Origin of the sequence: Mesorhizobium sp. M0761 (assembly GCF_040320205.1) — a bacterium.
Taxonomy (GTDB): domain Bacteria; phylum Pseudomonadota; class Alphaproteobacteria; order Rhizobiales; family Rhizobiaceae; genus Mesorhizobium.
The window spans coordinates 100,165-126,699 of sequence record NZ_JAMYPF010000018.1 but is presented as its reverse complement, the minus strand read 5'-3'; the positions used below and the strand labels follow the sequence as shown (position 1 = coordinate 126,699).

General features: G+C 58.8%; 18 protein-coding genes. 9 read left to right on the top strand and 9 right to left on the bottom strand.

The window, feature by feature from the left end:
* Nucleotides 1-402: 402 nt before the first annotated feature.
* On the top strand, nt 403-1,161 hold the full coding sequence (locus NKI32_RS24900; RefSeq protein ID WP_353004045.1) for a LuxR C-terminal-related transcriptional regulator: 759 nt from the start codon (nt 403-405) through the stop codon (nt 1,159-1,161).
* Between the two features lie 492 nt (nt 1,162-1,653).
* Here the strand turns inward: NKI32_RS24900 and NKI32_RS24895 are convergent, their stop codons facing one another.
* On the bottom strand, nt 1,654-3,093 hold the full coding sequence (locus NKI32_RS24895) for a DUF4214 domain-containing protein (protein WP_502897990.1): 1,440 nt from the start codon (nt 3,091-3,093) through the stop codon (nt 1,654-1,656).
* A 247-nt stretch (nt 3,094-3,340) separates the two neighbouring features.
* A complete protein-coding gene (locus NKI32_RS24890; RefSeq protein WP_353004043.1) occupies nt 3,341-4,612 on the bottom strand; it encodes a glycosyltransferase family 4 protein in 1,272 nt (423 codons plus the stop codon).
* A gap of 190 nt (nt 4,613-4,802) precedes the next feature.
* On the opposite strand from NKI32_RS24890, the gene NKI32_RS24885 reads away from it, so the two are divergent.
* Nucleotides 4,803-5,933, top strand: coding sequence for a glycosyltransferase family 4 protein (locus tag NKI32_RS24885; protein WP_353004041.1), 1,131 nt, complete (start codon nt 4,803-4,805; stop codon nt 5,931-5,933).
* On the opposite strand, the gene NKI32_RS24880 is transcribed toward NKI32_RS24885, so the two are convergent.
* Nucleotides 5,926-7,158 carry a glycosyltransferase gene (locus tag NKI32_RS24880; RefSeq protein ID WP_502897992.1) on the bottom strand — a complete coding sequence of 411 codons (1,233 nt, stop codon included), beginning with the start codon at nt 7,156-7,158 and terminating at the stop codon, nt 5,926-5,928. The two genes, NKI32_RS24885 and NKI32_RS24880, sit on opposite strands and share 8 nt — an antisense overlap.
* 246 nt (nt 7,159-7,404) lie before the next feature.
* Between NKI32_RS24880 and NKI32_RS24875 the strand changes: the two genes are divergently transcribed.
* Together NKI32_RS24875 and NKI32_RS24870 are read left to right on the top strand one after the other, a co-directional pair.
* Entirely contained in the window at nt 7,405-8,277 is an 873-nt protein-coding gene (locus tag NKI32_RS24875; protein WP_023697344.1) for a glycosyltransferase family 2 protein, read from the top strand.
* A gap of 14 nt (nt 8,278-8,291) precedes the next feature.
* Entirely contained in the window at nt 8,292-9,605 is a 1,314-nt protein-coding gene (locus NKI32_RS24870; protein WP_353004038.1) for a polysaccharide biosynthesis/export family protein, read from the top strand.
* Between the two features lie 550 nt (nt 9,606-10,155).
* Here NKI32_RS24870 and NKI32_RS24865 read toward each other — a convergent pair.
* From NKI32_RS24865 to NKI32_RS24855, 3 genes are all read right to left on the bottom strand, one after another.
* Nucleotides 10,156-10,944 (bottom strand): sugar transferase, encoded by a 789-nt coding sequence (locus NKI32_RS24865; RefSeq protein WP_023697347.1) that lies wholly within the window; start codon nt 10,942-10,944, stop codon nt 10,156-10,158.
* A gap of 126 nt (nt 10,945-11,070) precedes the next feature.
* Nucleotides 11,071-12,951, bottom strand: coding sequence for a GumC family protein (locus NKI32_RS24860; protein ID WP_353004036.1), 1,881 nt, complete (start codon nt 12,949-12,951; stop codon nt 11,071-11,073).
* Nucleotides 12,952-13,118: 167 nt separating this feature from the next.
* Nucleotides 13,119-13,544 carry a hypothetical protein gene (locus NKI32_RS24855; protein WP_155923507.1) on the bottom strand — a complete coding sequence of 142 codons (426 nt, stop codon included), beginning with the start codon at nt 13,542-13,544 and terminating at the stop codon, nt 13,119-13,121.
* Between the two features lie 121 nt (nt 13,545-13,665).
* On the opposite strand from NKI32_RS24855, the gene NKI32_RS24850 reads away from it, so the two are divergent.
* The 3 genes from NKI32_RS24850 to NKI32_RS24840 all read left to right on the top strand — a co-directional run bounded on the left by NKI32_RS24850 (nt 13,666) and on the right by NKI32_RS24840 (nt 18,932).
* Nucleotides 13,666-15,186 (top strand): phosphomannomutase/phosphoglucomutase, encoded by a 1,521-nt coding sequence (locus tag NKI32_RS24850; protein ID WP_031199982.1) that lies wholly within the window; start codon nt 13,666-13,668, stop codon nt 15,184-15,186.
* A 13-nt stretch (nt 15,187-15,199) separates the two neighbouring features.
* Nucleotides 15,200-17,500, top strand: a complete 2,301-nt coding sequence (locus tag NKI32_RS24845; RefSeq protein ID WP_353004033.1) for a mannose-1-phosphate guanylyltransferase/mannose-6-phosphate isomerase — start codon at nt 15,200-15,202, stop codon at nt 17,498-17,500.
* Between the two features lie 712 nt (nt 17,501-18,212).
* Nucleotides 18,213-18,932 carry a Crp/Fnr family transcriptional regulator gene (locus NKI32_RS24840; RefSeq protein ID WP_023697353.1) on the top strand — a complete coding sequence of 240 codons (720 nt, stop codon included), beginning with the start codon at nt 18,213-18,215 and terminating at the stop codon, nt 18,930-18,932.
* Nucleotides 18,933-19,649: 717 nt separating this feature from the next.
* Here NKI32_RS24840 and NKI32_RS24835 read toward each other — a convergent pair.
* Genes NKI32_RS24835 through NKI32_RS24825 form a run of 3 tightly spaced genes read right to left on the bottom strand, consistent with a single transcriptional unit; the run spans nt 19,650 to nt 23,531 of the window.
* Nucleotides 19,650-20,702, bottom strand: coding sequence for a GNAT family N-acetyltransferase (locus NKI32_RS24835; protein WP_353004030.1), 1,053 nt, complete (start codon nt 20,700-20,702; stop codon nt 19,650-19,652).
* A gap of 18 nt (nt 20,703-20,720) precedes the next feature.
* Nucleotides 20,721-22,304 carry an oligosaccharide flippase family protein gene (locus tag NKI32_RS24830; protein ID WP_353004028.1) on the bottom strand — a complete coding sequence of 528 codons (1,584 nt, stop codon included), beginning with the start codon at nt 22,302-22,304 and terminating at the stop codon, nt 20,721-20,723.
* 9 nt (nt 22,305-22,313) lie between these two features.
* Nucleotides 22,314-23,531 (bottom strand): DegT/DnrJ/EryC1/StrS family aminotransferase, encoded by a 1,218-nt coding sequence (locus tag NKI32_RS24825; RefSeq protein ID WP_023697356.1) that lies wholly within the window; start codon nt 23,529-23,531, stop codon nt 22,314-22,316.
* Nucleotides 23,532-24,239: 708 nt separating this feature from the next.
* On the opposite strand from NKI32_RS24825, the gene NKI32_RS24820 reads away from it, so the two are divergent.
* Nucleotides 24,240-25,424 carry an acyltransferase family protein gene (locus NKI32_RS24820; RefSeq protein ID WP_023715458.1) on the top strand — a complete coding sequence of 395 codons (1,185 nt, stop codon included), beginning with the start codon at nt 24,240-24,242 and terminating at the stop codon, nt 25,422-25,424.
* Nucleotides 25,425-25,445: 21 nt separating this feature from the next.
* Nucleotides 25,446-26,534 carry an acyltransferase family protein gene (locus NKI32_RS24815; RefSeq protein WP_023697358.1) on the top strand — a complete coding sequence of 363 codons (1,089 nt, stop codon included), beginning with the start codon at nt 25,446-25,448 and terminating at the stop codon, nt 26,532-26,534.
* Nucleotide 26,535 lies beyond the last annotated feature (1 nt).

The window sequence follows — 26,535 nt, the reverse complement described above, 5'->3', positions numbered from 1 at the left end:
GTTCGTCTTGGCAACGTATCTCGTCAACGAAGCCTTTGGGGTAGTTTGCCACCGAGGAGTGTCTGCCCAGCTTCCGCCTATCGGATGAGCATGACAGCTCTGCCAATCTCGAACTGTTATTCAATGAAGTGAGCGTGTCGACCAGCCCCTGTTGGCCGCGCATCAGCGAGTTCTATGACGTGAGAAAAAAGTTCACCGAAAATTAACTTAGATTAGCACCCGCTTGTATAGCATAATCTACACAATTCCAGGTGGCATAGGGGGAAATGATGAGCGTCTAAGCTGGAGAGATCCGGCTAAGCCTTCACGGGTAGAACACTTCAAAAAATCCAGGAATTGTGAGGGGGTTATGGCGACCGCCAGAGGGTCGCTTTGTGTATAGGCAAAGTTGGGGTAACTAGTATGGTTTCTGCAATCGGACTGCATAGTTTCGATTCGGCAAGTCAACGAGAAGCTGCTTTGAACAGTACGGGAAGGGGTAACGAACAAGGCGACAAAGAGTGCCTACTTATCCTGGACGGAAGGGCCCTGGACCGGGAATGTCTGGCATCAGCCCTTAAAGACCATGATCTCGGTATGGCCATTGCCGCCATGGGTGCGATCGAAGAATGGCGCATAAAGAAGGAGTCTTACCCTTCTCTGGCTGCCATTCTATTCAACCTTGGCGGACGTAAATTAGCCGACCGCGGCATTTCAGATGAGATTAGATTAATCTCTTCAGAGTTCAGCTCTGTTCCGGTAATAATTTTGTCTGACACAGATGATCTCGGGCAAATACTAACAGCGCTTGAATGCGGTGCACGTGGGTACATCCCGACTTCAGTTGGTATTGATGTCTGTGTCGAAGCCGTCAATCTTGCAGCGGCTGGCGGCATCTTTGTACCGGCCAGCAGCGTTTTGTCCATGCGCCATCTGATCGATTCAGGCAGCCGCGACACGCGTCCGTTGACGACTATGTTCACGCATCGGCAAGCTGAAGTGGCTCAGGCGCTTCGGCGCGGCAAGGCGAACAAGATCATAGCCTACGAATTGAACCTGCGCGAAAGCACGGTGAAGGTGCACATCCGAAATATCATGAAAAAACTGAAGGCGACGAATAGGACGGAAGTCGCCTATAAGGTCAACGATCTTTTCGGGGAAGGCGCTCTCGCGCAAGAGTGATAGTGGTTTCAGGCGGTGCGCCGAGGTCAACCCTCGCACCGATGGTCTTCCTCCCCTTGGCGGTGGGTGGGAACCACCTGGAATCAGTTGTCATGCCCGATGCTGCAAATGATAGTTTTGCCAGGACGAGGCTCTGCTGGGTGCAGGACACTCCAGCCTCAACGAAAATCCTCCATGTCCACTCAAGATTCCGCGATTACCAAAAAGGCTGCCAATGATTGCACCTATGGACGAATATCGTTCCCTCGGGGCTTCGTGCACGCCTGGCCGACCGTCTAAAGAGCGGTACACATCGGTTCCAATAGTAACAATGCGTGTGTCGCGGCCACCGCAACAAGCAATTTCGGGTCCAAGTCCGCGACGTGATGCATCTGTCTGATGATCTCGGCCTGGCATGTCGATCGCGGCAATCGACTTGCCGGCGCTTTTTGTGGCCGGAGGCGGAGCAATGGACTTGCAAATGCCGCCGCCATAACCAGCGTCTTGTCCTGCTTAGTAGGGCGCGGGCACATCCGAGGCGTTGCGCAGGGCAGCATGTCGGGACTTGAATTCGCTCGAGCTGACGATGCCAAGGGCAATGCTATCACGCGTCATTGATCCTGCCCGCAACTGACGGGAATAGGTTTCGATGCCGTAACTGTCTGCGGGGCGATCCAGCAGCATCAGGTAAAGAAAGCCGATATAGGCTCGGTCGGTAAGGCCAATCGTGGCATATTTGGCCTCGAATTCGTGGGAGCGGAACATTTCCATGATCACGGCAGTGAGCGTGGCGTCTCCGTTCTCGAGGGCTGGCGACCACCGATCCAACCCTGCGGCATCGCCATCATGGCCAAGGACGAGGCAATAGGCAAAATTTATCTGATGGACATAGGTGAACCGGCCGGCAAACTTTGCTTCAGGGGCGCAATCTCGGTGTGGCTTGGGCAACGGCTGCGGGCCACGGGTAATGTCGCGAACAGCCATGTAGGCAGGCTTTGGTTCACCGGCTATCCATTTGCCGTTGTTGTTCTTGCTAAGTCGAACCAGCCCCATATTGGCTTCGAAGCTCGGCGCCCAGTAGGTCTCATCCAGCAACTCGTAGATGTGCGCCGCTTCGACTTTGTACGTATCCTGGAGTTCGCGAAGCCGTGTCATTGCCTGTTTGACGCCGTCGGCCTGCTGCCGCTCGCTGTGCTGACTTCCGTAGGGGTTGTTGAATTCGGTGACCCAGATGGGTTTGCCGTAGGCGGAAATCTCGTGGAAAGCCCATTCCGGATCTTCCCCGTACATGTGCCAGACCGAGATGTCCCAGGCGATTCCGTCCTGTTTCATCCGCGCGAAGGCGCCGGTATGGCCCCATCCAGCCGTACCCATTGCCTTTTTGATGCTCGGGTCAACTGCTGTCATGCCGTCGGACAGGCCCTTGAGGGCAGCGCTCACCTTCACCCAACGCGGACCGTAGTAGTCGAGCGCTCCGGTTCCACCTGCAGGCCCCCAGCTGCATGGATATTGTGATCCGTCATCGCGTTTCTCGCAGGGCTTTATGATGGCATAGATTTCCATCTCATTGCCGAGTTCCCAAACGCGGATATCGTTCTTGAACCTGCCCCCAAGGACGACCGCCAATTGCCGGGCCTGACTATAGAGTTCTTCCGGATCGTGCTTGTCCAGGTCTAGTCCCGGCGTGATCACGGGGAGTATTTCGATCCCTCTTTCTTTACCGGCCTTCACGACCCGAGCAAGGGTATCTCCTTGATCTGCGGCGGTGATGTTGACCCGGTATGATTTGAGACCGAGGTTCTTGACGAAATCGAGTTGTTTTTCGATCGGAACATCCGGGTAGGAAATCACCGGATGGCCGTTCACGCCCCAGAGCAAATCGGCGGATGCGGGCGCCGATGCTATCAGCAACAAAGCAGTCGCGGCTGCGAAACGAAACGACATGGCGATCATGCCTCCCTGCACGACGATCAATATTGGGATTGTCGGAACTGCGGGACACGGGAGCAATTGGTCAAAATGGATATGGGAAGCTTCGCGTTACCTCCTTTGGAGGCTACAACCTAGCCATCAAGCGGCATGACCATTGGAGTGCCGCTGCCCCGATTCAGCACCCGGATGAGCGGGGGGTGACTGCCGAGGATGACTCAAATTGATTGCGATGTGCGCTAACCAACGGGGTAACTGCGCTCGCGGTCAATTACCCGTAGACTTCCCCGAAATCGGCGTCGACCTGGATCATAAGCTCGAGATATTTCCAGGCGATCCAGCGCCAGGAATAGCTGCTCGCCCTGGTATGGCCCTTGCCAACCATACGCTTGCGCATATGTGGGTCGACCGCTAGCTGGCGAACGTTTTCGATCCATGATTGGACGTCGTCCGGATCGGCATAGAGTGCGGAATCTCCGCAGATTTCAGGCAAACAGGGCGAAGTCGAGGCTATGACCGGGCAACCCGACGCCATAGCCTCGATAGCGGGCAACCCAAAGCCTTCGATCCGTGATGGAAACAGGAAGCAGAGGGCGCCTTCAAGCGCCTTTTTGAAGTCGTGATCGCTTATGCGCCCAAGAAGGATGATGTTCGCCGGCATTTTCGGGACGTGCCGCAAGACCGTGGTTTCGTCGATGTCACCCGGCATCCACAGATCGAGGCCCATCTCATCTAGAAACGATGCGAGCTTAGCGAGAAGCCCCATGTTCTTGTATTCTTGATCCCGCCGGCCGAGGCAAACGACATATGGCCTGCCCCGATTGACAGCCAAGGATGATATCGTCGCGTCCCACTTCTTAGCATGGTCGCTGCCGTTGTAGGTAACGACAATGTTCTCCTCGCGCGCTATGCCGAACGCGACCAAATGACTGCGGGAGAGTTGCGAAACCGTAGTGATCCGTGCAGCCCGCCTGCCCAGCAGCGGAAGGATCAGGCGGTGAGCCCAACGGAACCCTCGCCCGTAGCTCGACGGCATCAACCTTGTATGCATGTCGTGGATGCATGCGATCTGGCGTCTCAGCACGACCGGTGCGAGGTTGCAAAAGCTCACCAACCCTCCCGGCACATGCCAGGGCAACTGCGCCTGTACCCAGAACTGGGGAAGTCGAGGCCTGTTGAATTCGGGGACGACCCGCACCGCGATTGCCTTCAGATGAAGAGGCTCGGCAGGCTGGCGCGGCACCACGAGATCGATCTCAAGGTCGCGACCCAAGGGATGCCCTTCGGAAATAAGGGCGTCGAGAGCCATCGTCACCTCGTGGGCATAACGCGCTATCCCATTGCGTCGAAGCGTGGTGAAATCACCGTTTATCGTCCACCGCCGCTTTGGCGGCACTAAGTCCGCCAATGTCCGGCCCGGATGGCCAATCAGGTACTGCGAGCCTCCGGCAAGCGATCTTGCCACCACGGCGGCAACGCTGTGTCCGTTCAAATTCCCCGATTGCACCGCCGGCGCCGCATCGAACTCAGATTTGCCGATCATCACGTCCCCCGCCTTGCCGCCCCAACATCCAGACTAACACTCTCTGAACCGCAGCGACCCTCAAACGTTTGAGGTAGCTCCAACGCTCGCCCTCGCCTGCCTGGATGATGCTGCGCGCGTCCGCACGACCCAACGGCTGTGGTGACCCCACGCGCTGACGGTTTCAAACTAGGGACATGGAGAGGGTGACATGGCACGGCAGTGGACGATCAACGGGCGTTTCCTTTCCCAACCGACAACGGGCGTCCAGCGTTATGCCGGAGAGATCGTGCGTGCGCTGGATGCCCTGTTCGCCGAGCAGGCGCCGCTCACCCGTGGGCTGGAACTCAGGCTTCACTGCCCACCTGGCAGCTCAGACATCGCGATCAATTCCATCGAACGTTGCGAGATAGGCAGCAGGGGTGGGCACCTATGGGAGCAGACCCGGCTAGCCGCCTCTCTTCGGGGTGGCGGGCTCCTCAGCCTGTGCAATACCGGCCCGCTTCTGTCGCGCAAGCACATTGTCTGCATTCATGATGCAAATGTCTGGAATGCCCCACAGAGCTATTCACTTCGCTTCAGGACCTCCTACAAAGCGCTGCTACCCTGCCTCGGCAAGACTGCATGCAGCATTTCGACCGTTTCCAATTTTTCGCTAGGCGAGCTGGTTCGGCTGGGCATCGTTCCGGAGCGGAGGGCCTTCGTTGCCCCCAACGGTCATGAACATGTCCTCCGATGGAAGCCTGAACATTCGGCGGCGACACGATTGGCGGCCTCGCGTGAAACAATCGTCATGATCGGCGGCGCCGCACCTCACAAGAATGTGAAGCTCATTCTCGATATGGCCGGGCGCCTTGGCAAGGCCGGACTGAAGATCGCGGTCGTCGGCATGTCGGATTCGGACATTTTCAAAACAGGATCAGCCAGAGCTGAAGCCCAAAATATCCATTGGCTCGGACGCATTTCCGACAACGAGTTGGCCGCTTTGCTGATGGACTCGCTTTGCCTGGCCTTTCCTTCGCTAACTGAAGGCTTTGGTCTTCCGGTTGTCGAGGCAATGGCGCTGGGCTGTCCGGTCGTCGTGTCCGAACGCGCCAGCCTGCCCGAGGTCTGTAGGAACGCAGCTCTTTATGCCGCTGCCAACGACCCGCAGGCGTGGTTCGACCGTTTCATGGGGCTGCGCAATTCCAAGGCGCTACGCGTGCAGTTCATGGGGAAGGGAAAAGCCAGAGCCTTGGCATATAGCTGGAGAGCGAGCGCCTTGCGCTACCTGCAGGCGATGGCTCTTGCCGACGGTATCGATCCAGAGACCAGGATAGTCAGGTTACGTGAACTCACGTGATCGTGTGAAGTGCCTGGACCGCTCCGATCGAGTCCAGCATGGCGCGGTCGAAATTCTCTTCGGAAAAGCGCTGCGCGTTCCGAGCGCAGGCCCGCGGGGTGATGAGGTGGCTGTTTTCCTCGAACCGTTTGACCGCTTCCTTGAGGTGATCGATGGTCTGAGCCTTGAACAGCACCCCCGTCGGCTCGGAATTTGACCCCAGGCTGCGCGCAATATCGACCGCGCCGCCTCTCCCGAAAGCGATCAGCGGCGTCCCGCAGGCCTGCGCCTCGGCGAGCGCGATGCCGAAGTCCTCGCAACCCGCAAAGACCATCGCCTTCGCTCGGGCAAGCGTATCGATATAGTCCCTGCGAGGAAGGAATCCCGAGAATGTGACGTTAGGACCTGCCAGCGCCCGCAGGCTGGCCGATTGCTGTCCTTCGCCCACTATGACCAGCCGTCGCGACGGCATCTCGTTGAAGGCCCTGATCACGAGGTCGGTGCGCTTGTAGGGGGCCAGGAAGGACGCCGAGACGTAGTAATCGTCCTTGTCCTCGACACAGGGCAGTTCCTTCAGCGAGACCGGCGGGAAAACAACCTTTGCGTCACGTCCGTAGATGTGGCGGATCCGAGAACGGACATAATTGGAATTCGCCAGCATCAGGTCTGGACCGTGCGCGGTTCTCGTATCCCAGGTCCTCAGACGGTGCAGCATATAGCGGTAGAGTATTCCCTTCGGACCGAAACCGAGCTTGCCCTGCTCAAGATACGAGAATTGCTCGTCCCAAGCATAGCGGACAGGGCTGTGCACATAACACAGATGCGGCTGATCAGGCCTTGTGATCACGCCACGAGAAAATGCGGCCGACGACGAGATCACAGCGTCATAGCCGGTCACGTCGAACTGCTCGATCAGAAACGGGCAAAAGAAGAAGAGAGACCGGTAGAATTTCCGCACCAGAGGGATCCGGTTGGCCGGAGAGGCATGAAATTCCACGTCGCGGAAGTATTGCTCCTTCACCTCGGCCGGGAGGAAATCGAAAAGTGTGAATACCTCTGCATTGGGAAGCTGCTTGCAGATTTGCGCCAGAACTCGCTCGCCGCCCCGGAAATTTGGGCACCAGTCGTGAACGACCGCTATCCTGGCATATCTGTCGAAGTCGGGCGCCGGGGCAGCCGGAAACTCCTCAATCGGCATTTCGACCTTGGCCGCGATGGCCAGGTCGGAAGAACGTTCATGGAGCATGGTTCTCCCCTTTCTTTTAAGCCCGAGTTTCCGTTTTGTGCGGGGACCATCGCAAGTTGTCCGATCGATCACCGACCGCTGCCGGCGCGTATGCGCCTACCGCTTATGGTCGTGACCCGCTTGCAGGAAGTACGTCAAAAGCTGGTACTCGATGGGGTAGGCCGCGTTGGTCGCGCCCACTTTTATTCAAGCTGTTTGAGCCATCGCGTCATAATATGGTCAGGGGGAGCGACGCCTGGACGAAACATGAAACTTGCGGTGATTATCCCAACCCTCGGCCGCAGCGAGCAAGTAGCTCGCCTGCTCGGATATTTGGGCAGCCAGAGAAGACTTCCCGACGAAGTCATATTGTCGGCACCCGACGCCACACACATCGACCTGCCGGACGGCTGCCCCTTCCCTGTGTCGAATGTGTTCGGTCCAAAAGGATTGGCTGCGCAACGCAACGCCGCTCTCGTGCCTTCATTGCGGCGCTTCGACATCATAACATTCTTCGACGACGATTTCGTTCCATCCACCCAGTACCTGGAGCAGATCGAGCAGGCTTTTGCCGGAAATCGCGGATGGGCGGTTGTGATGGGCAGGGTCGTCAGAGACGGCGCCACCAATGCTGGTCTCACCTGGGACGATGCAGAGGCTGCGCTGAGGGAAGCCGAGGGCCTAAAACCGAATGGAGCGTCCGTGGTCGACCATGTCGGTGCCTACGGATGCAATATGTCGCTCCGCTCCTCGCTGGTTGGCGATTTGCGCTTTGACGAGCGCCTGGTCCTCTACGGCTGGCAAGAAGACATCGACTTCACAAGTCAAATGCGATCCAGAGGCCGCGTCGTATGCGTGACGTCGATCACGGGCGTTCATCTCGGAATCAAAACGGGCCGCGTCAGCGGAAAGCGGTTCGGCTACTCCCAGGTCGTCAATGCGATCTACCTGATAAAGAAGGGGTCAGTTCCAGCCTCTTTCGCACTGCCCCTTATGTTCAGGAACATTGCGGCCAACCTCGCAAAGAGCCTTTGGCCCGAGCCATATGTCGATCGCAGAGGTCGTCTCAGCGGCAACGCGCTCGCGATCCTGCATATCGCCATGGGGCGCATCGAACCCGAATACATCCTGAAGATCTGACGACGGTGAAGACAATGCGGAAATGGCTTTCAACAGCGGCAGGGATTTCATTGGCGGCAGCCTCTGTCTGTCCGTATCCGGCATCAGCCGCGGAGTACCTGCTTGGGCCGCAGGACAAGGTCAGGCTCAAAGTCTACGAATGGCGCGCATCGCGTGATGTGATCTTCGAGTGGGCGGCTCTCAACGACAGTTTCACTGTCGGTGCCGACGGAACTCTCTTCCTGCCATTTGTCGGGCAGATACGCGCGGAGGGCACCGCTCCTGGGACTCTCGCCCGCGCCATAGGCGATCGGCTGATGCAGCAGATGGGACTCGGCCGCCAGCCGGATGTCGCCGTGGAGATTGCCCAGTACAGGCCGTTCTATGTGGTCGGCAACGTCAAGCAATCCGGAGAGTTTCCCTACAGGCCCGGCCTGACAGTGCTGCAGGCGCTTGGGGTCGCCGGCGGGTTGCCGATACGCGAGGATGATGTGTCTCGGCTTGGACGAGAGTTCATCACGGCCCGGGGCGATGTCGGGCTGCTGGCTCTGAACAATGTCAGCCTGCTCGCACGCAAAGCGCGGTTGCAGTCAGAGCTGACCGGCAGTGACGACATCGCTTTCCCCCCTGAACTGAGGGACAGGGTTTCAAACGAAACCGTTGCCCTTGCAATGAACCAGGAACGCAAGATTTTCGATATCCGAAAGGATGCACTGGCGACCCAGCTCCGTTCACTGCGAGACCTCAAGGACTTCCTGCAACAGGAGCTGGCCTCGCTCGAGCAACAGCTGACTTTCCATGACAAACAGATCGAGCTCATCCAAAAGGAGCTCGCGGGTGTCTCGAATCTCGTGCAGAAGGGCCTTGCGGTAGCACCACGGGAACTTGCGCTGGAGGGGACTGTCGCCCAGATGCAGAGCGACAGATTAGCGGCCGAGACCTCGATGCTGCGTGTCAGGCAGGAGATGAGCAAGACAGACATCGAAATACTCAACCTTAGCAATCAGCGTTCCAGCGAGGTCGCCGAGGGCTTGCGCGAAACACAGCAGCAGCTCAACGAGGTGACCAGCAAATCCGACACCGCAGTGCAGTTGCTGAGCGAGACGCAGGTCGCTGTGCCCGCTCTGCTGGCGCTAAGGCAGAGTGCGGCGAGGGCCAAGCCGATCTTCACCATTGTGAGGCCGAAAGACACCGGCACGGAAGAACTTGCTGCCCAAGAGACAACCCTTGTCGAGCCGGGCGATACCATCAAGGTCGAAATCCCCCTGCTGCAGTCTGGCTTGGACAGCTTGCCTGCAGCGGATGCAAGCGTCCAGGCGGACACCACTGCTGTTGGAACTACGAACTGACCAGATCCGCTTGGCGCGAACCAGGCCAGCATCCTGGCTCCGTCGATGCTCACCAGGACCGCCACCTGTTGCAGGTGGGGTTGGATGGCTGGGGCGTTAGGCATGGGGCTGCGACCCAAAAATATGTGGCTCTACAAGTACCCCTTTGCAATACCGCAAACAGCATTCCGAAGCACCGTATCTAGCACTTGCCTTGCACTCCTAGGCCGCCTATCAGTTGGCGCACGGTGGGTCTCGGCCCCTGACGGAACTCCCCGCCGCGGAAAGCCAACTCCTTCTGCGGGTGCCACTGGAGATATCGGTGCTCACAAGCATACTGGCCGTATCGGCGGCAGGGATACTTCTGGGTCTACGCTTCAAGGCTGCCGCGCTGCTGGCAGCGACTGCAGTGCTTCTGATCGCAATCCTTGCCTGGAATAGCCTAGGTCTGTGGGGCCATGTGACTGGTGGCAAATCTCTGGTTTTGATATTTCTTTTGGCTTGCGCCTACCTCGCAGGCTTGTCTCTGTCGCACTACTGCAATCGAAACGAGAAGTGATCGTTCGACGTTTCAGGAGGCCCTGCCGACCCGCATGACCGCGACGATGGTCCTGAGCAAGATCACGATATCAAGCCAGATCGACCAGTTCCGCACATAGTGGCTGTCCAGCGCAACGCGGTTATTATAGTCCATGCTGCTTCTTCCACTCACCTGCCAAAGACCGGTGAGCCCCGGCCTTGCTGCGAGGTACTCTGCCTGATGCTCGCCATAACGCCTGAGTTCGTCCTCGACGATCGGCCTTGGGCCCACGCAACTCATGTCACCGCGCAGTATGTTGATGAGTTGGGGAAGCTCATCCAGGCTGGACTTGCGCAGCAGTCGCCCGAAAAGCGTAACGCGGGGATCGTTCCTGATCTTGTGGGTCTCTTCCCACTCCTTGCGTGCGTGGGCGTTGGACTCGAGATATGCCTTCAGAACCTCGTCCGAATTGGCGACCATCGAGCGAAATTTATAGCAATTGAATGAGCTTCCACCCAAGCCTACTCGCCTATGCGAGAATACGGCTGGACCGCCGGCCGTAACCTTGATCAACAGACCGACGACAATCATGACGGGCGCGGCCAAAACGAGCGCTGCGCCGGCTATGGCCAGATCCATGATCCGTTTGAGGAGGCCTCCAATCGGAGGGTTCGTCTTCCCGGTGAGGACACCCGGCAGCTCATTCAACACCGTTCCGGTGCTGGCGTAGTCACGCGCAGAAACAACATGCAGGATCGCCCTGCTTTCGATCGCGGCCGGCACAACGGGTTGGCTCCAAAGCGCCTCACCCTGGTGCTGCTTTTCGAAGGCGTTTGTCATGTGACGGTCGCTGTTTCTCGTTGATTAACTTCGACAGTCTTCCAAGGACGGAACGTGCCGGCAAGAAATGCAAAGGAGGTAGCGCGATACTCCAGGGGCTACCCCCTATCCTCACATATGATTGCTCTACACGCTTTGCCGGCTTCCGAAAGCGCTCTGCTTAGCGGCAACCCGACGGTGCTTGGACGTCATTACCCTCGCGTTCGCGAGAAGCACGCCAAGTATAGGCGTCCTGGAGGCCTGAAGTGTTCTCACGAGTTCCCGCAGTGCGTCGACGTGCGTCTTTCCCCACTCCGCAACCACCACGACACCGTCGAGCACGGATCCAACGACCAGGTCATCCGCCCCGGATTCAAGCGATGGCAGGTCAACGATGACGATATCATAAGCGGCCAACTCGTAGCCTGCCGCGTCCCCAGCAGTAACTTCAGAAAGGAAAACCTGCATGTTCCTTGGCACGAGCAGGTTCTTTGCATCCACGACGGAACTTGAAAGAACGTCGAACCGCCGCCCCAGAGCGCGTATGATATTGTGTCGAGCGGGATCCAGGCACTCGTTGCTCTGGACGTTTGAGTGGCCAATCAGTCTTGTGGTAATCGTCGATCTGCGAACATCAGCGTCAATCACCAACGTTTTTAGACCGGACATCGAATAGAGCGTGGCGAGGTTGCTGACTACGGAAGTCTTCTGACTGTTGTTCGAAACAGCGGTTAGTCCAAGAAACTTCACCGGATGGTTCGTTTCCGCCAAGCTGATTTCGGTTCGCGCTTTCCTTAGGCTCTGGCTGTATCGCGACCACGGATGCTTGGTCACTTCGTCGACGTTTCCGAATTCCCTGCGCCTGCTCGTGGGCGGTAGTTCTCCGACGCACTCTATTCCCAGATTATCGCGGACATGACGTGGCAATCGTATGGTCCAGTCGAACGAATGCCGCGCGAAGGAAAGGCCAATGCCGAGAACGAGCCCTGCGACGCCAGCGAAGGCCAACACCAGCTTCGGTTTTGGAGCGCTTGGAAAAAGCGGCGGCGTCGCGGCAGTGATCACTCTTGCATCTGCAACCGGGTAGGATTGCTGGCTTACCGAATTGGTGTAAGCCTGCAGAAAGCTCTCATACATTTTCTGATAGGTGTCAGCAGTTACCTCGAGTTCTTCGAGAGTAGGTTCAGAATTAACGCCGCCACCGGCACTTGCACCACCTCCTACGCTATAATCGTGCCGAGAGCGAAATGCCTGCGCCCTTGCCATGGCCTCGTTCATCTGGGTGCGCAGCTGCTGAAGGCGTTTTTCCAACCATGCTCCACCTTCTCTTGCCGAATCGGCCTTGGTGTCGATCTGTTCATGCACGAAGGCGTCAGCCGTTGCATTCGCAATCTTGGCGGCGCCCTCCGGATCGGCGGAGGTGAAGGATATGTCTATCGCGTAGGAGACACCTACCCTTCGCACATCGAGGCCACTGAGGAAAATCAGCATGCTCAGACGGGACTTCTGGTAATCGGTCAGCTTTGCGGTCGACTCCGGAGCGCCTAAGCCGATATGCCCCCAGAGTGAGTTCAGCCGTGCGCTTTTCTCAAGCCCTAAAGCCTGCACCATTATATCTTTGAGTTTCCTGAATCTTTCCTGCAACATCGGTGTCTCGGGGCGATTGAAACTCGTATCCTCAATCAATTTCAACTGATCAATTACCATCGAAGCAATCTTTTCAGATTGCAGTACTGCGATCTGACTTTCAATCTGTGCGGTGTCCAATGACAGATTTACTTCACCGCCCTCCTGCAAATGTTGCGGTAGCTTCGGTTCGATCAATATCTGGGCGCTGGCTGTAAAAACCGGATCGGTGGTCAAATCGTAGAACCATGCGACCAAGAGTGCCGCGGCAAGGCAGGCCGTAATTGTTCCGACATAATGTCTCAAAAACCCGGTTATGTCCGAGAGGCCGATGAATTCCTGTCCGACATTGGCCTGCTGATTGGTTGCCAAAGGCCATTGGTTGGCGAACAAGCGGTTCATTCAAACGTCTCCGGCGGGCATGGGAGAGTCCTTCGTGCACGCCGCCCGATACAGAGCTTCATGGCGTCCGCCCGATGTTCTCACAAGAGCCGGGGCCCGCGATCCCGGCTTTTGCAGAAAGACTACGCCGACGTGGGGGAAGGTAAACGCCGCCAATTGGCGTAGACCTACATCCTTTGCGAATGAAGAATGCGCGGCAGACCGGCCCTTATCTTGGCTAGAAATGACTTCTGCTGTTCCAGCAGCAACTCTCGTGCTTGGTTTGCCGCAAGATCGTGCGAGAGGATAACCAGTTTGGCTGAAAGACGTTCGCCCCTATCCCCGTTTTCCGTCGCCTCCAGGCAAAATGCGGCACAATCTGTCATTCGTTTCCGAGCTTGGCGAAGTCGTTCCGATTCCCTTTCGATCTCCGGCTGAATGAGGTCGAGCGCACGCGCCAAAGCCTGGAAACGCCTATCATCGACGTTCTTGTGAAAGGAGAATCCGAATGATGTCAGCGGCACTACAGAGCCACAATTGATGTTGGCGCCCGATGCGGGCCTACCCCCACGATACGCGACCGCCATGCCTGGACGAGATATCCTTTCGATCATCGATCGGCACCACCTATTGGATGAAGCGGCACGAGCCGCGGGGTAGCGCTACCCGAATTCATGAAGGGGCCGGGGTTCGCGGCCATGCTAGGAATATTGGCGCAATCCCGGAGCGGTAGCCGTGACCCTAACGATAGTCGCCCAAGCCAGGCCAAACACATTCGCGTTCGAGAACAATGCTCTCATCAAAGCCACTGGCTTCCGGGAATATGATGCGCGGTGGTGGTTCGGCCACCCTGGCTCGGAGAAAGAGCCCGAGCTCAATTTGATGGGCGCCCAAGCACTGGGAATGGGCCTCGCCACTCTGATCCGCCGAATGGGGGTCGGCCCGGAGATCGTCACGGGTCACGACTTTCGCAGTTATTCAATGTCCATAAAGATGGCGTTGGTCTCAGGGCTGATGGCGGCTGGCGCACATGTCAAGGACATCGGCCTGGCGCTTTCCCCGACCGCCTATTTCGCCCAGTTCGCACTCAACGCTCCGTCTGTTGCGATGGTCACGGCTTCCCACAATGAGAACGGCTGGACCGGAGTTAAAATGGGCGCACAGAGACCGCTAACATTCGGTCCTGACCAGATGACAGCCCTCAAAGCGCTCGTACTGAACGGCGACTTCGATCTTGTCGGTGGCGGCGGCTACGAATTCGTGTCCGGATTTCGTGAGAGATACATCGACGACTTGACTGCCGGAAGGACGGCTCGACGCAAGCCGCGCGTGGTCGTGGCCTGCGGCAACGGGACGGCTGGCGCATTTGCGCCACAGGTGCTGAAGACCATCGGCTGTGACGTGATCCCACTGGACGTGGAGCTCGATTACACCTTCCCGCATTACAACCCCAATCCCGAAGACATGCAGATGCTGCATGCCATCCGGGACAAGATTCTGGAGACCGGTGCCGATTTAGGTCTCGGCTTCGACGGCGACGGCGACCGCTGTGGCGTCGTCGACAATGAGGGCACCGAGATCTTCGCTGACAAGGTCGGCGTCATGCTGGCGCGAGACATTTCCAGCCTGCATTCGCAATGCACCTTTGTCGTGGACGTGAAATCAACCGCGCTTTTCATGACGGATCCAGTTCTGGCGCGAAACGGCGCGCGCACGGACTATTGGAAAACGGGACATTCCTACATCAAGCGGCGGGTAGCCGAGCTTAACGCAATCGCCGGCTTCGAGAAATCGGGACACTTCTTCTTCAACCCGCCGATCGGGCGTGGCTATGATGACGGCCTTATCACGGCGATTGCTGTCTGCGAGATGCTCGACCGTAATCCGGGAAGGACGCTGGCCGAACTCTACCGCGCCCTGCCCGTGACCTTCGGCACCCCAACAATGTCCCCCCACTGTCCCGACGAAGTCAAATATGGCGTCGTCGACAAGGTCCTGGGCGACTTCATGAAAATGAAGGGGGACGGGACCGAGTTTGCGGGGCAGCCGCTTGTTGATCTGGTTACCGTCAATGGGGTGCGTGTCGTGGCTCAAGACGGCACCTGGGGTCTGGTCAGGGCTTCGTCGAACAAGCCCGAAATTGTCGTCGTCGTCGAAAGCCCCGTCTCGTCGGAGCGACGTCGACAGATGTTCGAGGCGATCGACGCCGTCCTGCGCCGCAATCCAGAGGTCGGAGCCTACAACCAGACATTCTGAGAGGAACTGAAGCATGGCACACCGGATCGTAAGTTTTGTTATGAGCGGCGGGGTCGGGTCCCGGCTGTGGCCGCTCTCGCGCGAAGACAATCCTAAGCAATTCCACGATCTCTCGGGGGATGGCTCTATGCTGGCGAAGACGGTTCGGCGCCTGAAGGCGTGGCCGGACAACGAAACGCCGATCTATCTGATAGCATCCGAACGCCATGCCGAACGCGTCATCTCCGACATTAGTTCGCTCGGTCTGAACGGGGGAAAGCCAATTTTCGAACCGCTGGGCCGCAATACGGCCGCAGCGGTCGCCATTGCGACACTGCAGACGATTTCGGAGCACGGCAACGAAGCGCTTGTGCTCGTGGTTCCCTCCGACCATGAGATATCGACCGAGACGCAGTTCTGGGAGACCGTTGAAGCGGGTATGCCCGCCGCCGGCTCGGGAAGCATTGTCGTGTTCGGCATCAAGCCCACTCATCCAGAGACCGGGTACGGATACATTGAGGTTGCGGCCAATGGTGACGGCGCAGCCGCGGTCTCACGCTTTGTCGAAAAGCCGAACATCGAGACGGCGCAAAAATATCTGTCGTCGGGGAGGTTTTACTGGAATGCTGGTATCTTTCTGTTTCGTGCCGACACGATGCGGAGGGCTTTGCTCGAGTTTCACCCGGAGATCTGGGAAACCGCCGAACGCGCCTTCAGCACTGCCAAGGTGGATGTGTCGGGCGTTTACCTGCCGCAAGGCTTCTACTCGGCTGTCCCCTCCACATCGATCGACTATGCAGTCATGGAACATGCGCGGGGCATCGCGATGGTGACGGCTTCGTTCCGCTGGAACGATCTTGGGTCGTGGCAATCCTTGCTGGAGGCCAGCCCCGTGGACGGAAACGGCAACGTCGTAATGGGCGATGTCGTCGCCATGGACTGCGACAACTCCTACCTCAGAAGCCAAGGTCGGCTGCTCACCGTCATAGGAATGAAGGATGTGGCGGTGGTCGCAACGCCGGACGCCATATTCATCGCCCCGGTCAGCCATAGTCAGAATGTGAAGAAGGTCGTCGAGCAACTTGAGAAGAGCGGGCGCCTCGAGACGAAATTCACAGCGTCGGAAGACCGGGTCATTGTCAGCGGATCATGGCGCAAGCGCGTCGAGCACTGGCTCTTCAACGAGACCCTTCCGCTTTGGTCAGACGCAGGCGTCGACAACGCGCATGGCGGCTTCCACGAAGCGCTCGGTTTCGATGCCAGGCCATTGGGCAAACCCAAGCGGATGCGCACGATGGCTCGCCAGATCTATGCTTTCGCTGTGGCCAAGGAACGTGGCTGGACGGGGGCCGCCGACAAGCTCATCGATCATGGTATAGACTTCATCGCAAAATACGGCCGCACAGATCGTGGAGGCTGGGTACGCACCCTCAATTCCAATGGAAGCGTGGCCGATCCGGCGGAGGATGCCTACGACCATTCCTGCGTGCTCCTGGCACTTGCTCATGCCTATCGCTGCGGCCACCAACCTGCCCTTCAGCTTGCAGAGGAGACATTTCATTTCATCGATTCGCACCTTGAGGATGGGAGCTTAAATGGCTTCCTCGAGACACCAGGCTGGAACGGGGTTCGGTCCTCGAACCCACACATGCACATGCTCGAATCATTCCTTGCCTGGTACGCCGCAACCGGCGATCGCGCATATCTGCGTCGAGCGGCTCGCATCATCGATCTATTCCGCAGCCATTTCTTCGACCAGGAAAGTTGGACGCTCGGCGAATATTTCGATGCCGACTGGCTGCCGTTGCCCGGAGACAAGGGACAGTGGACCGAGCCTGGGCACCATTTCGAATGGGCCTCCCTGCTCGTCGACTTCGCGCGGGCAACCGGACAGAAAGATCTGGCTGCTTACGCGAGGAAACTCTATTCGTCGGCGGTCGCCAGCGGACTGAATCGAGCCACAGGGCTGGCTTATGCGGCCGTTTCGAGACAAGGGATGCCTCTCGACAGGCTCTCGCGCAGCTGGCCTCAATGCGAAGCCATCAAGGCGGCGATCGCGTTGGACAACATCGGTGGGCCTGATCTGAAACCCGAGATCGAAGCTCGCGTCGCGCGCCTTTTCAGATGGCATATCGATCCCGCGCCGCTTGGCCTGTGGATGGACAGGATCGACGAGCGCGGTCGGTCGCTGGCGACGGAGGTTCCTGCCAGCATCTTCTACCATTTGGTGACGGCATTGATGCAATATCTCGACAAGACTGAGGGGCAGGTTCAGGCGTTTCCGGGACTTTCTCTGAAAGCCGACAGCCTTGTTGCGAAGCAGAATTATGGTTGAAGAAAGCGACTGCTCATCGCGTGACGACGCGGCAGATCTTACTCCAAACAGGGAGTCTTCTCACCGTTCGCGCTGATGCGGTGGGAGGTACCGCTAATTCGGTATCTTCTTGCCTCTGTGTCACCATGGCAAACTGCGGTACCTTAAGCAGAGGCCGCGCCCACAAACACGAGGGTCTCCCGGCTTCTGGCGGCGTAAACTTATCAAAGTGTGGGAAGTAGAAGCTTTTTGTCCGGGCAGCTGAAGGGCGACGATGGCAAAAAAGAAATCGCGGGACAGGCGCAGTGGTGATCTCTTGAAGCTGCTTGCAACAAGACCTCGGGTAGTTGCGCTTGCAGCGCTGCATGTGAGTGAATCGGTCCTCTTGGAACTTGAAGCATCGGAGTTGTTATCTCCGGCGCAGATCAGGGGCCTGCTGCGGGATGCGTCCCTGACGTTGCGCAATGCCGCCGACCAGGCGGACAATCGGAGCTGTCTCGTTGCCAGTGAGATCGTTGAGTCAATGAGGGAGAATTTTAAGAGGAGTAAGTCATAGATAATACAAGCTCTAGGCGGCATCAATCGACCCGTGGCCTATTCCGATCCAGGTTTCGACAGGACATTGATGTCGTGGCACCTTCCTTTGGCGAGATCTGAAAGAACGCTCATAAGCTAAAATTTAATATGTATGATGAGTTTCAGGAGGGTACATAGGAATTGGGTAGGGTTACGGATGACACAGGCTTCACGTTTTTTTTCGAGAGGAGATGAGCACAGTTTGTCATACGTTGGACTTAACGATGACGACGCCGCTCTGATCAAGACCCTCGGCTTCGCCGCGAAGCGGTATCTAGTCGACGCGGTAATCTTCAGCCAAGGTGACGACAATGATCGTATTTACGTCGTCGAGTCGGGTTGGGGGTGCATTTCCCATGAGCTTCCGGACGGGCAGCGACAAATTCTCGATTTTGCCCTGACTGGCGATGTCGTTCTGTCTCAATCACCTGGAAGCGGCTCTATTGGGACATTCGTAGCTCAAACTGAACTTTCATTGCTGGTGGCACCCACCAAGACATTGACGCTTGCCGCTATGAAATCGCCTCGTCTGTTCGCGTTCATCGTTGGAGCCCTCTTGCGCAATGGGGCGGTTATGGCTCAGCACCTTGCCAGCGCAGGACGACGCAACGCATTAGAGCGGACAGCACATTTGCTGCTCGAGCTGACAGCGCGTCTGCAACGAGTAGGCGCAGTTGACCGCAACGGCTTCGACTGCCCGCTCACCCAATACGACCTCGCTGACGCCCTTGGCCTTACTCCGATCCACGTCAATCGAATGCTGCGGGAACTTCGCGAGCGGAAGTTTCTCGAATTCCGGCAGGGCCATGTCCGCCTGCTCGATTACCGCGGTCTGGCGAAGTTCGCTGGATTCGACGGCGAATACATCAAGAGTTGAGCGCCGGGCGCCTTAGCCTTTGGAACCCTCGCTTTGGTAAAGCGCGCTCGAGCGCTGGACTGGCCGCAACGGAATTCCCATTGGTGAATAGCTGCAGCGATGGAAAGAGAGTTGCGCCGAGCTACAAACCACTCCAAACCTGCCGCTCCGCTTAGGCAAGCTTTTGCGTGTTTCTTAAGCCTAGCAAGTAAGATCGGGCATAAATCTGCGTCAGCCTGGATTAGCTGGCAATATGGCCTGCAGGTCCCACATTTGCCGTTTATTCGGAGTACGCCTGATACCAGTCACGCTTCGCCTCTACTCCTTCATTATTCGTTTGGATGAATTCTTCTTATATAATCAATAGCACATAATCGTTGTCACCGGGCGCGAAGTGGATCCTGCCGGTCAGGTCCGGCGGCGGTTGCCGCTACCCGCAGACTTCGGGCCGGACGCGCTCATTTGGCCGGGAGCGGAATCCGCGCAAGCGGCCCGACAGCCTGTTGGGTGCAACTTGTCTGACCATCGGGCCTCACCGGCTCCCTGGGTGGCGTTGCCGGCTGGAACGATGGTAATATCAGGACCTTCGAAGTAACACCTCTCAGAGCCGTTTTCCCCGGCTTTGTGGCACCCGGTGAAGTCCTGCTTGGCTTCTGGGCTAGCACTGGGGGCGGGTCGGTCGTCCTCAGCAATGCAGAGCTCGATCCGTTTGCTCAATCGGCTAATGTCGCTGCGTCGTCACAGAAGTCCGAACCGATAGAGCGCGCTGACCGCAAGTGGGCGGAAGATCGCACCATAACGCCCGGCCACGGGCTGACCCCAACTCTGCTTGTAGTCTTGCCCGGAGCCGAGATCGAAGTGGCGAAGCCCAGCGCTTGCCGCCCATTTGATCGAGGCGTCCATCATGCGGACACCGACCCAAAAGTGGTCGTATTCAGGGTCGCGGACGATGCATTGGCCGAGCGCGACGCCGTCCTGGCACATCATGACAAAGCCGGCTGTGGGCCGATCGCCGTCGAGGAGGTGCAAGGTGTGGAACTGGGTCGGACTGTCGGCGCTCTGCTGTTTTAGGAAGGCGCGCCAGAACCGCAGGCGATCCTCCGCGGCGACGGTCTCCTCGGAATGGGCGCCTTCCCAAATGCGTCCCCACTGGGCGCAGCACCATTCCAGGTCGCTCACCTCGTCAATGCGAAGCCGCATGAACTCGTCGCAACGTTTGCGGGCCCTGCGCACATTGCTGCGGTGATTGCGGCTCCAGAGTCCCTCATAGTCGCCCTGCAGGTCGACGCGGTAGTTGTCGGGGGACCAGTAGGATCGCGGATTTAGATCCACGACGCTCTTGTCGAGCCCCGCCTCGACCCGGACCTCGACACCCAGGGCGTGTAGCGCCCGACCAAGAGCGGCGGGAGAGGACGCGGGCGCGATTACGCCGGAAAGCGATTGATAGGCGACGGGCTCCCAGTAGCGGCGGCGGCGGCGAAGGGAGATGAGCGCGGTCGGCTGGCCGTTCTCCGTCGCCAGGGCGTGGCGCTTCCGGACGCTCGTGGGCTGGGTGAGTTCACGATAGAGGTCATGTTCACAGCCGGGAATGGCCGGCAGGACGTCCAAGGCTTGGTCGAGGGTCGAGTTCCAGACATCAAACCAGGCGATTTGAACGCCCCGCGAGGTTAAGGGGGTGACGACGCGGGCAGCGGAGATCACGGCGGGCGCGGCGAGATGGCCCAACGCACGCTTGAAATCCGAGCCGGCGGCTTTCGCGCCGGCAGAATCCATGGCGTCAGAGTGATTCATCACCGGTTCCCCCTGCAGTCAGTGCTTGTCTGCCATCCAGGCAATCCTTCGAAGAAGCGGTCCGCCGGTGTTCGCGTCGGCCGGCGCAGGCGCCTGCCCCTGTTCGGTGTCCTCACCCAGGAAGCGCCGGAGGTGGGCAAAGGGGGCGCGCAGGCGCACAGGCGCCAAGGCCTGGATCCTGCCCAGCAGATAAGCCAGTTCGGCGGCAAACGGATGACGGGTCCAGCCCATGGCCAGGAACCAGAACACTGCGCCAAGCCCGCCGCCCAGGACAGTCTGTAAGACCGACAGGTTCATGTCGAGGCCGTTCAGTCCGATGACGACGAGCGGGCCCAGCGCCGTCGCGAGGGTGGCGACGGCGCTGGGCAGTAGGGCGCGCAGATATTCGCCCACGCTCAATTTCAGCCGCCGCATCAGGAACCAGAGGCCGACGCCCACCTGGATCGGCGTGGTGGCGAAGATCGAGAGCGCTAGCATAAATGGGCCATGCTGGGCCGCCAGGATCATGATCAGGCTGGTGATCGGCAGGGAAATGATCCAGGCCTTGGCCGTGTCTCGGATGCCGCCGACGGCTACCAAGGCCGGAAACATAAGGGGGACGGGGAAGCAGAGCATGGTGGCGGCCGCCATCACTTGCACCAGCGGGATGGAGGTCTCCCATCCTGGTCCCAGTAGGGTGTGCACCAGGGGATAGGCGAAGAGGATGACCATCGCCAGGCCCGGCCAGTGGAATGCGGTCAGGCTGGCGGCGGCTTTGAGATAGGGGGCCTTGAGGGGACGCCCCGTGCGCGCATGGGCGGCGAACCCTGGCAGGGCCACCGCGGAGATAGCCGATATGACTAGGCGGCTGGGCATCTGTGTGACCTGTTGGGCTCGGCTGTAGAGACCTACATCGGTGCTGCCGCTGGCCCGCCCCAGCATGAAGGTTGGAATGACCTCCCCGAGGGTGGTCAGAAGGCCGGTCGCGGTGTTCAAGCCGCCGAACGCCAGAATCTCGCGCCATTTTGTGAGCTCGATCCGGAAGATGGACAGGTCCGGGCGCATGAGGATGGCAAAGACAAAGGTGGAGAGCGGATAGCTAAGCGAGCCCCAGGCGAAGCTCATATAGCCGAAGCCCATCATCACCAGGCCAGTTGTGGTGATGTTGCCGACGAGAGCGGAGCCCAGGTTGATGGCCGCGATGCTCCAGAACTTCAGGTCGCGGCGAAGCAGAGCCACGATCGGCGAACCGATGCTGGAGAACAGATAGCCGAATGCCACGGTGCGGACAAAATTCTCCAGACGAGGTTCGTGGGCGAAGGCGGCATAGAGGCCCGCCGTCGCGACGAAGGCGGTCGTAAGGACGACGGCGACCGCCAGCATCAAGGTGAAGGCAGTGCGTATTTCCCCCTTCGAGAGTTTTTCGGCGTTGACGATGTAGTTGGTGACGCCGAAGTCCCGCATACCCTCGGCGAGCGCGACGAGGCTGGCGCCAAGGAAGGCAGCACCGATTTCGTTGGGTGTCAAAAACCGCGACGAAACATACAGCGTCGCCAAATTCAGGATGAGGGTCGCGTACTTCTCGAAATAGACCGCGACCACCGCGCGCCGGATGCTCGCCATTCCTATCTCTCACTTTCGCACAGACCGGCCCCGATGTGGGACCTCCATCACATCTCGCTTGAATTCCAGAATTGGAGTCATGGGCCTTGGAACCCGGGTAGCCTTGATCAGGGTCGAGGCGACCTTCTGTTGATCCTCATCGGTCATCTGGGGATAGAGGGGAAGGACGATGGTATGATCCTGGGCTGCCTCCGATTCCAGCAAGGACATGCGCAGGGGCCGGGAGGCATAGACGTCCTCGCGGTGAGCGCACATGATACCGCGGCGGGTGGCGATATCGGCATCCAGCATAGCCTGCATGACAGTGCGCTGGTCGGCGGAGTCCGGCAGACGGACACAGAAGCTCTGCCAGTTGGTGCGCGCGTAGGCCGGCTCGCGCACCAGGCCCAGCCATTGCGCCTCGCCGAGCAATTCGGCGTAGCGGGCGGCAAGCGCGCGGCGGCGGGCCACGATGCCGGGCAGGCGCTTGAGCTGCTCGCGGCCGACAGCGGCCTGGATGTCGGTCATGCGATAGTTGTAGCCGAGCACTGGGTGCGTCTCGAAGATCACCTGGGTCGAGCCGTGGCGGACCGTGTCGGGCACGCTCATGCCGTGCTGGCGCAACGACTTGAATTTGGCGACCCAGTCAGCGTGCTTGGTGGTCAGCATACCGCCATCGCCGGTGCTCATAATCTTGCGTGGGTGGAAGGAGAAGCAGGCCACGTCGCCGTGCGCCTTGCCGACCTTCTCCCATCGACCGTTCCAGAAGATCTCGCTGCCGCTGGCGCAGGCCGCGTCCTCGATTAGGGGCAAGCCCCTAGCCTTGGCGATGTCGACCACAGCAGCCATGTCGCAGGGCAAGCCCATTTGGTGGACCACCAGGATCGCGCTGGTTTTGGCCGAAAACGCGTGCTGGATCAGAGCTGGATCAATGTTGTAGGTGGTCGGATCGATGTCGACGAAGACGGGGATCGCGCCACAATAGGCCACCGAATTGGCTGTGGCGATGTAGGAGTGACTGACCGTGACCACCTCGTCGCCGGGCTTCACCCCCGCCGCCAGCAAGGCTAGGTGCAGGGCCGTGGTGCAGTTCGAGACGGCCGCAGCGTGCGGCGCGCCCGTGAAGGTGGCGAATTCCGTCTCGAAGGCCGCCACCTCGGGGCCTTGCGTGACCCAGCCGGACAGGATGACGCGGCGCGCCGCCTCTGCCTCGGCCCTATCCATGGTGGGCTTGATGATCGGAATCATGTCAGATCCTCAGAACGAAAGACCTACTCGGTGCGAGAAGTTGCAGTGGTCGTATCACGACAAAGCCGGTGGCTCACCTTGTCCTATTGTGGGATGCAGATACCGACGGCCGGCGTGCCTGGTGTATTGGGACAGTTGGGTTTCCTAAATATGGATACCGCTTTCGGTCAGCGGACAGGCTCTGAAACAACCTTCCGGCCCCATTGCAATGGGGCAAGCAATGTGTGGCCCGACATTTTCGGCGGGGAAACGCCAAAATGTGTCGCACCCGCCATTCGACAATATACGCTAACACTTAAATATTGAATTCAATATAGGGATTTCCGGCGGTGGCCTACAGCAGATTCATCTACCTTGAGTCACCAGTTGTGGCAGTGTGACAATGCAGCTTAGCATCCAGTCAAGCCGAAGCGTATGTTGTGCTCCGAGATAAGCTTGGCCTGGGAGGAAAATGTTATTTACGCTTCTTTTCATTTATCCATCGTCTGGAAGGGACGAGTAACCCACCTATAGACCGACCGGCGCGCAAACAACATTTTTCAGGATCTCAATTTGGCGAGACGTACGCCTGCACCGTCACGCTCAGAGCCTACGCCTTCTGGCCGAATTGATGTGACAAAGAGTTAGGCGTTTATAACCAAGAAAGTCTGACGGCCCCCGGGGCCGAACCATGTCTCGGTTGCGGAGCATCGGCTCGAGTATTGACCCATGGCAACCATTGATCAAGGCGCGATTTTCGCCGTCCGGTCGGCCAAGGCCGTCGCCCGGCCGGCGGAAGATCGTATCGCCGGCTTCGACGGCGTGCGCGCGATCGCCGTCCTGATGGTCTTCATCAGCCACAAAACGACCCTGCCGCACCACGATTCCTATGGTTCCGTCGGCGTCTGGCTCTTTCTCGTGCTAAGCGGCATGCTCATCTCCTCGATACTGTCGGAGATGCGCGCAAAGGTCGAAGCGGGGGTCCAGTCGACCTGGCGGTCGATGGGTGACTTCTATCTGCGCCGCAGCCTGCGCATTTTCCCACTCTATTACGCCTGTCTCGGTGTTTTCGCACTGGGTTCGCTGTTCACCTCATTCGTCGGCTTCTCGCGCGTGGAAGCGACGATCTACGCCCTCTACGGCACCAACATCTATATCGAGATGACGCCGACCGGGGCCCACGGTCATTTCGGTCACCTCTGGTCGCTGTCGGCGGAGGAGCAGTTCTACCTGCTCCTGGCGCCGATCCTGCTGTTCACCCCGCGCAAATACCTGCTTCGGATTTGCATCGGCTTCATGCTCGCCGGCGCGGCAAGGCTGGCTTGGCTCGTATCGGTGAACACCCACCCGAACGCCATTCACGTCGATCCGCTGATCGCCTTCGGCATGCTCGGCGTCGGCGGCTTTCTCGCCTCATTGAAAAACTTCAAGCCGCCCGCATGGCTGGTGAGTGCGCAATCCCAGGCGGCGGCTGGCCTGGCGTTGATCGCGATCCCGCTGGTCTTCGGATATTTCCGGGACGCATGGAACGTCTTCGGACCGCTGACCTGCACTGTGGCCGGTTTGTTCCTATTCCAGATCGCCCGCAACCAACAGACCCCGGTCGTGGCTTTCCTCAACCTGTGGCCGCTGCGCTCGCTCGGCCGGGTGAGCTATGCCTTCTATATCCTGCACCAGTTCGTCCATTTCTACGACCTCACGGCGGTGCTCCATAAGCTGCATCTGGAGATCGACGCGCCGGCTAACGTTCAACTGGCCCTGGAGCTTTTCATCACCATCGCGCTGGCGACGCTCTCCTGGCACTTCTTCGAGCGGCCGCTTCTGCGGTTGGGCGCCAGATTGACGGCGCGGGAGGGCACCGAGGCCAGCAGCGCAACCGCTGCCTTGTCCCCTGGCCGGCAAAGAGCCACGTAGATGCGGGCGGAGCTACGACCAATGCGACTCGACGACGAACGCCGCATCAAGGGTTTTGATGGCTTGCGCGCGATCGCCTTCGTCTTCGTATTCATTAGCCACAAGTTTCATCAAGGGACGTATGGATCCCTTGGCGGCGACGGGGTGATGCTCTTCTTCGGGCTCAGCGGCCTCTTGATCACCCGTATCCTGGCTCGCACGCGGGTGGCAGTCGAGGCTGGCGAGACGACAACGCTTGCGGGTCTGGGGCGATTCTATCTTCGACGCACGGCCAGGATATTCCCCGTCTATTACGCGACCATCGGCGTTTTCCTGATCGCCTCGCTGTACGTTCACTTCGATGGCTTCGAAGGCGGCGCGCCCCAGGCCATGCTGCTCTACGCCACGAACATTTATGTGTTCACGACCGGCCACTGGGTAGGCCATTTCAACCACTTCTGGACGCTGGCGATCGAAGAGCAATTCTATGTGCTGTTTGCACCCTTGCTGCTGTTCACCCACAGCAAGGCCGCCGGTCAGATCTGCGTTGCTTTCGTGGTTGTGGGTCTCATCACTCAGGCGGGCCTCGAATGGGCCGGAGCATCGTCCAAGGTCATCGGCTTGAATCCCATGATCGGCTTTGGCTATCTCGCCTTGGGTGGTCTGGCAGGACTGAACCTCGACCGGCGGGTACCGGCATGGCTGGTTTCCACGGCGGCCCAGAGCATCGCCGCCCTGGCGCTTCTCATCTTGCCCCTGACAGTCCTCAAGGACGAGATCGTCTGGCGCGTCTATGCGCCGGCAGTCGCGGCTACAGCCGCGCTTCTGGTCTTCCAGATCGCGAGGAACCAGGCCTCGCGTTTCGTCGCCCTTCTGGACACAAGGCCCCTGCGCAACCTGGGACGCATAAGCTACGGCTGTTACGTTTTCCACGAGTTCATTCATTTCTACAACGTCGAGGCAGCGGCCCGGAAGTTCGGCGTCGCATTCGAAGCGCCGGACTGGATCTCGGCCCCCATCGAACTTGTGTTGACCATCGGCTTGGCGACCGTCTCCTGGCGATTCTTTGAACGACCAATCATGGCCTGGGCCCATCGGGCGACACCGAAAGCCGCGCCGGCCATCGCCTGAG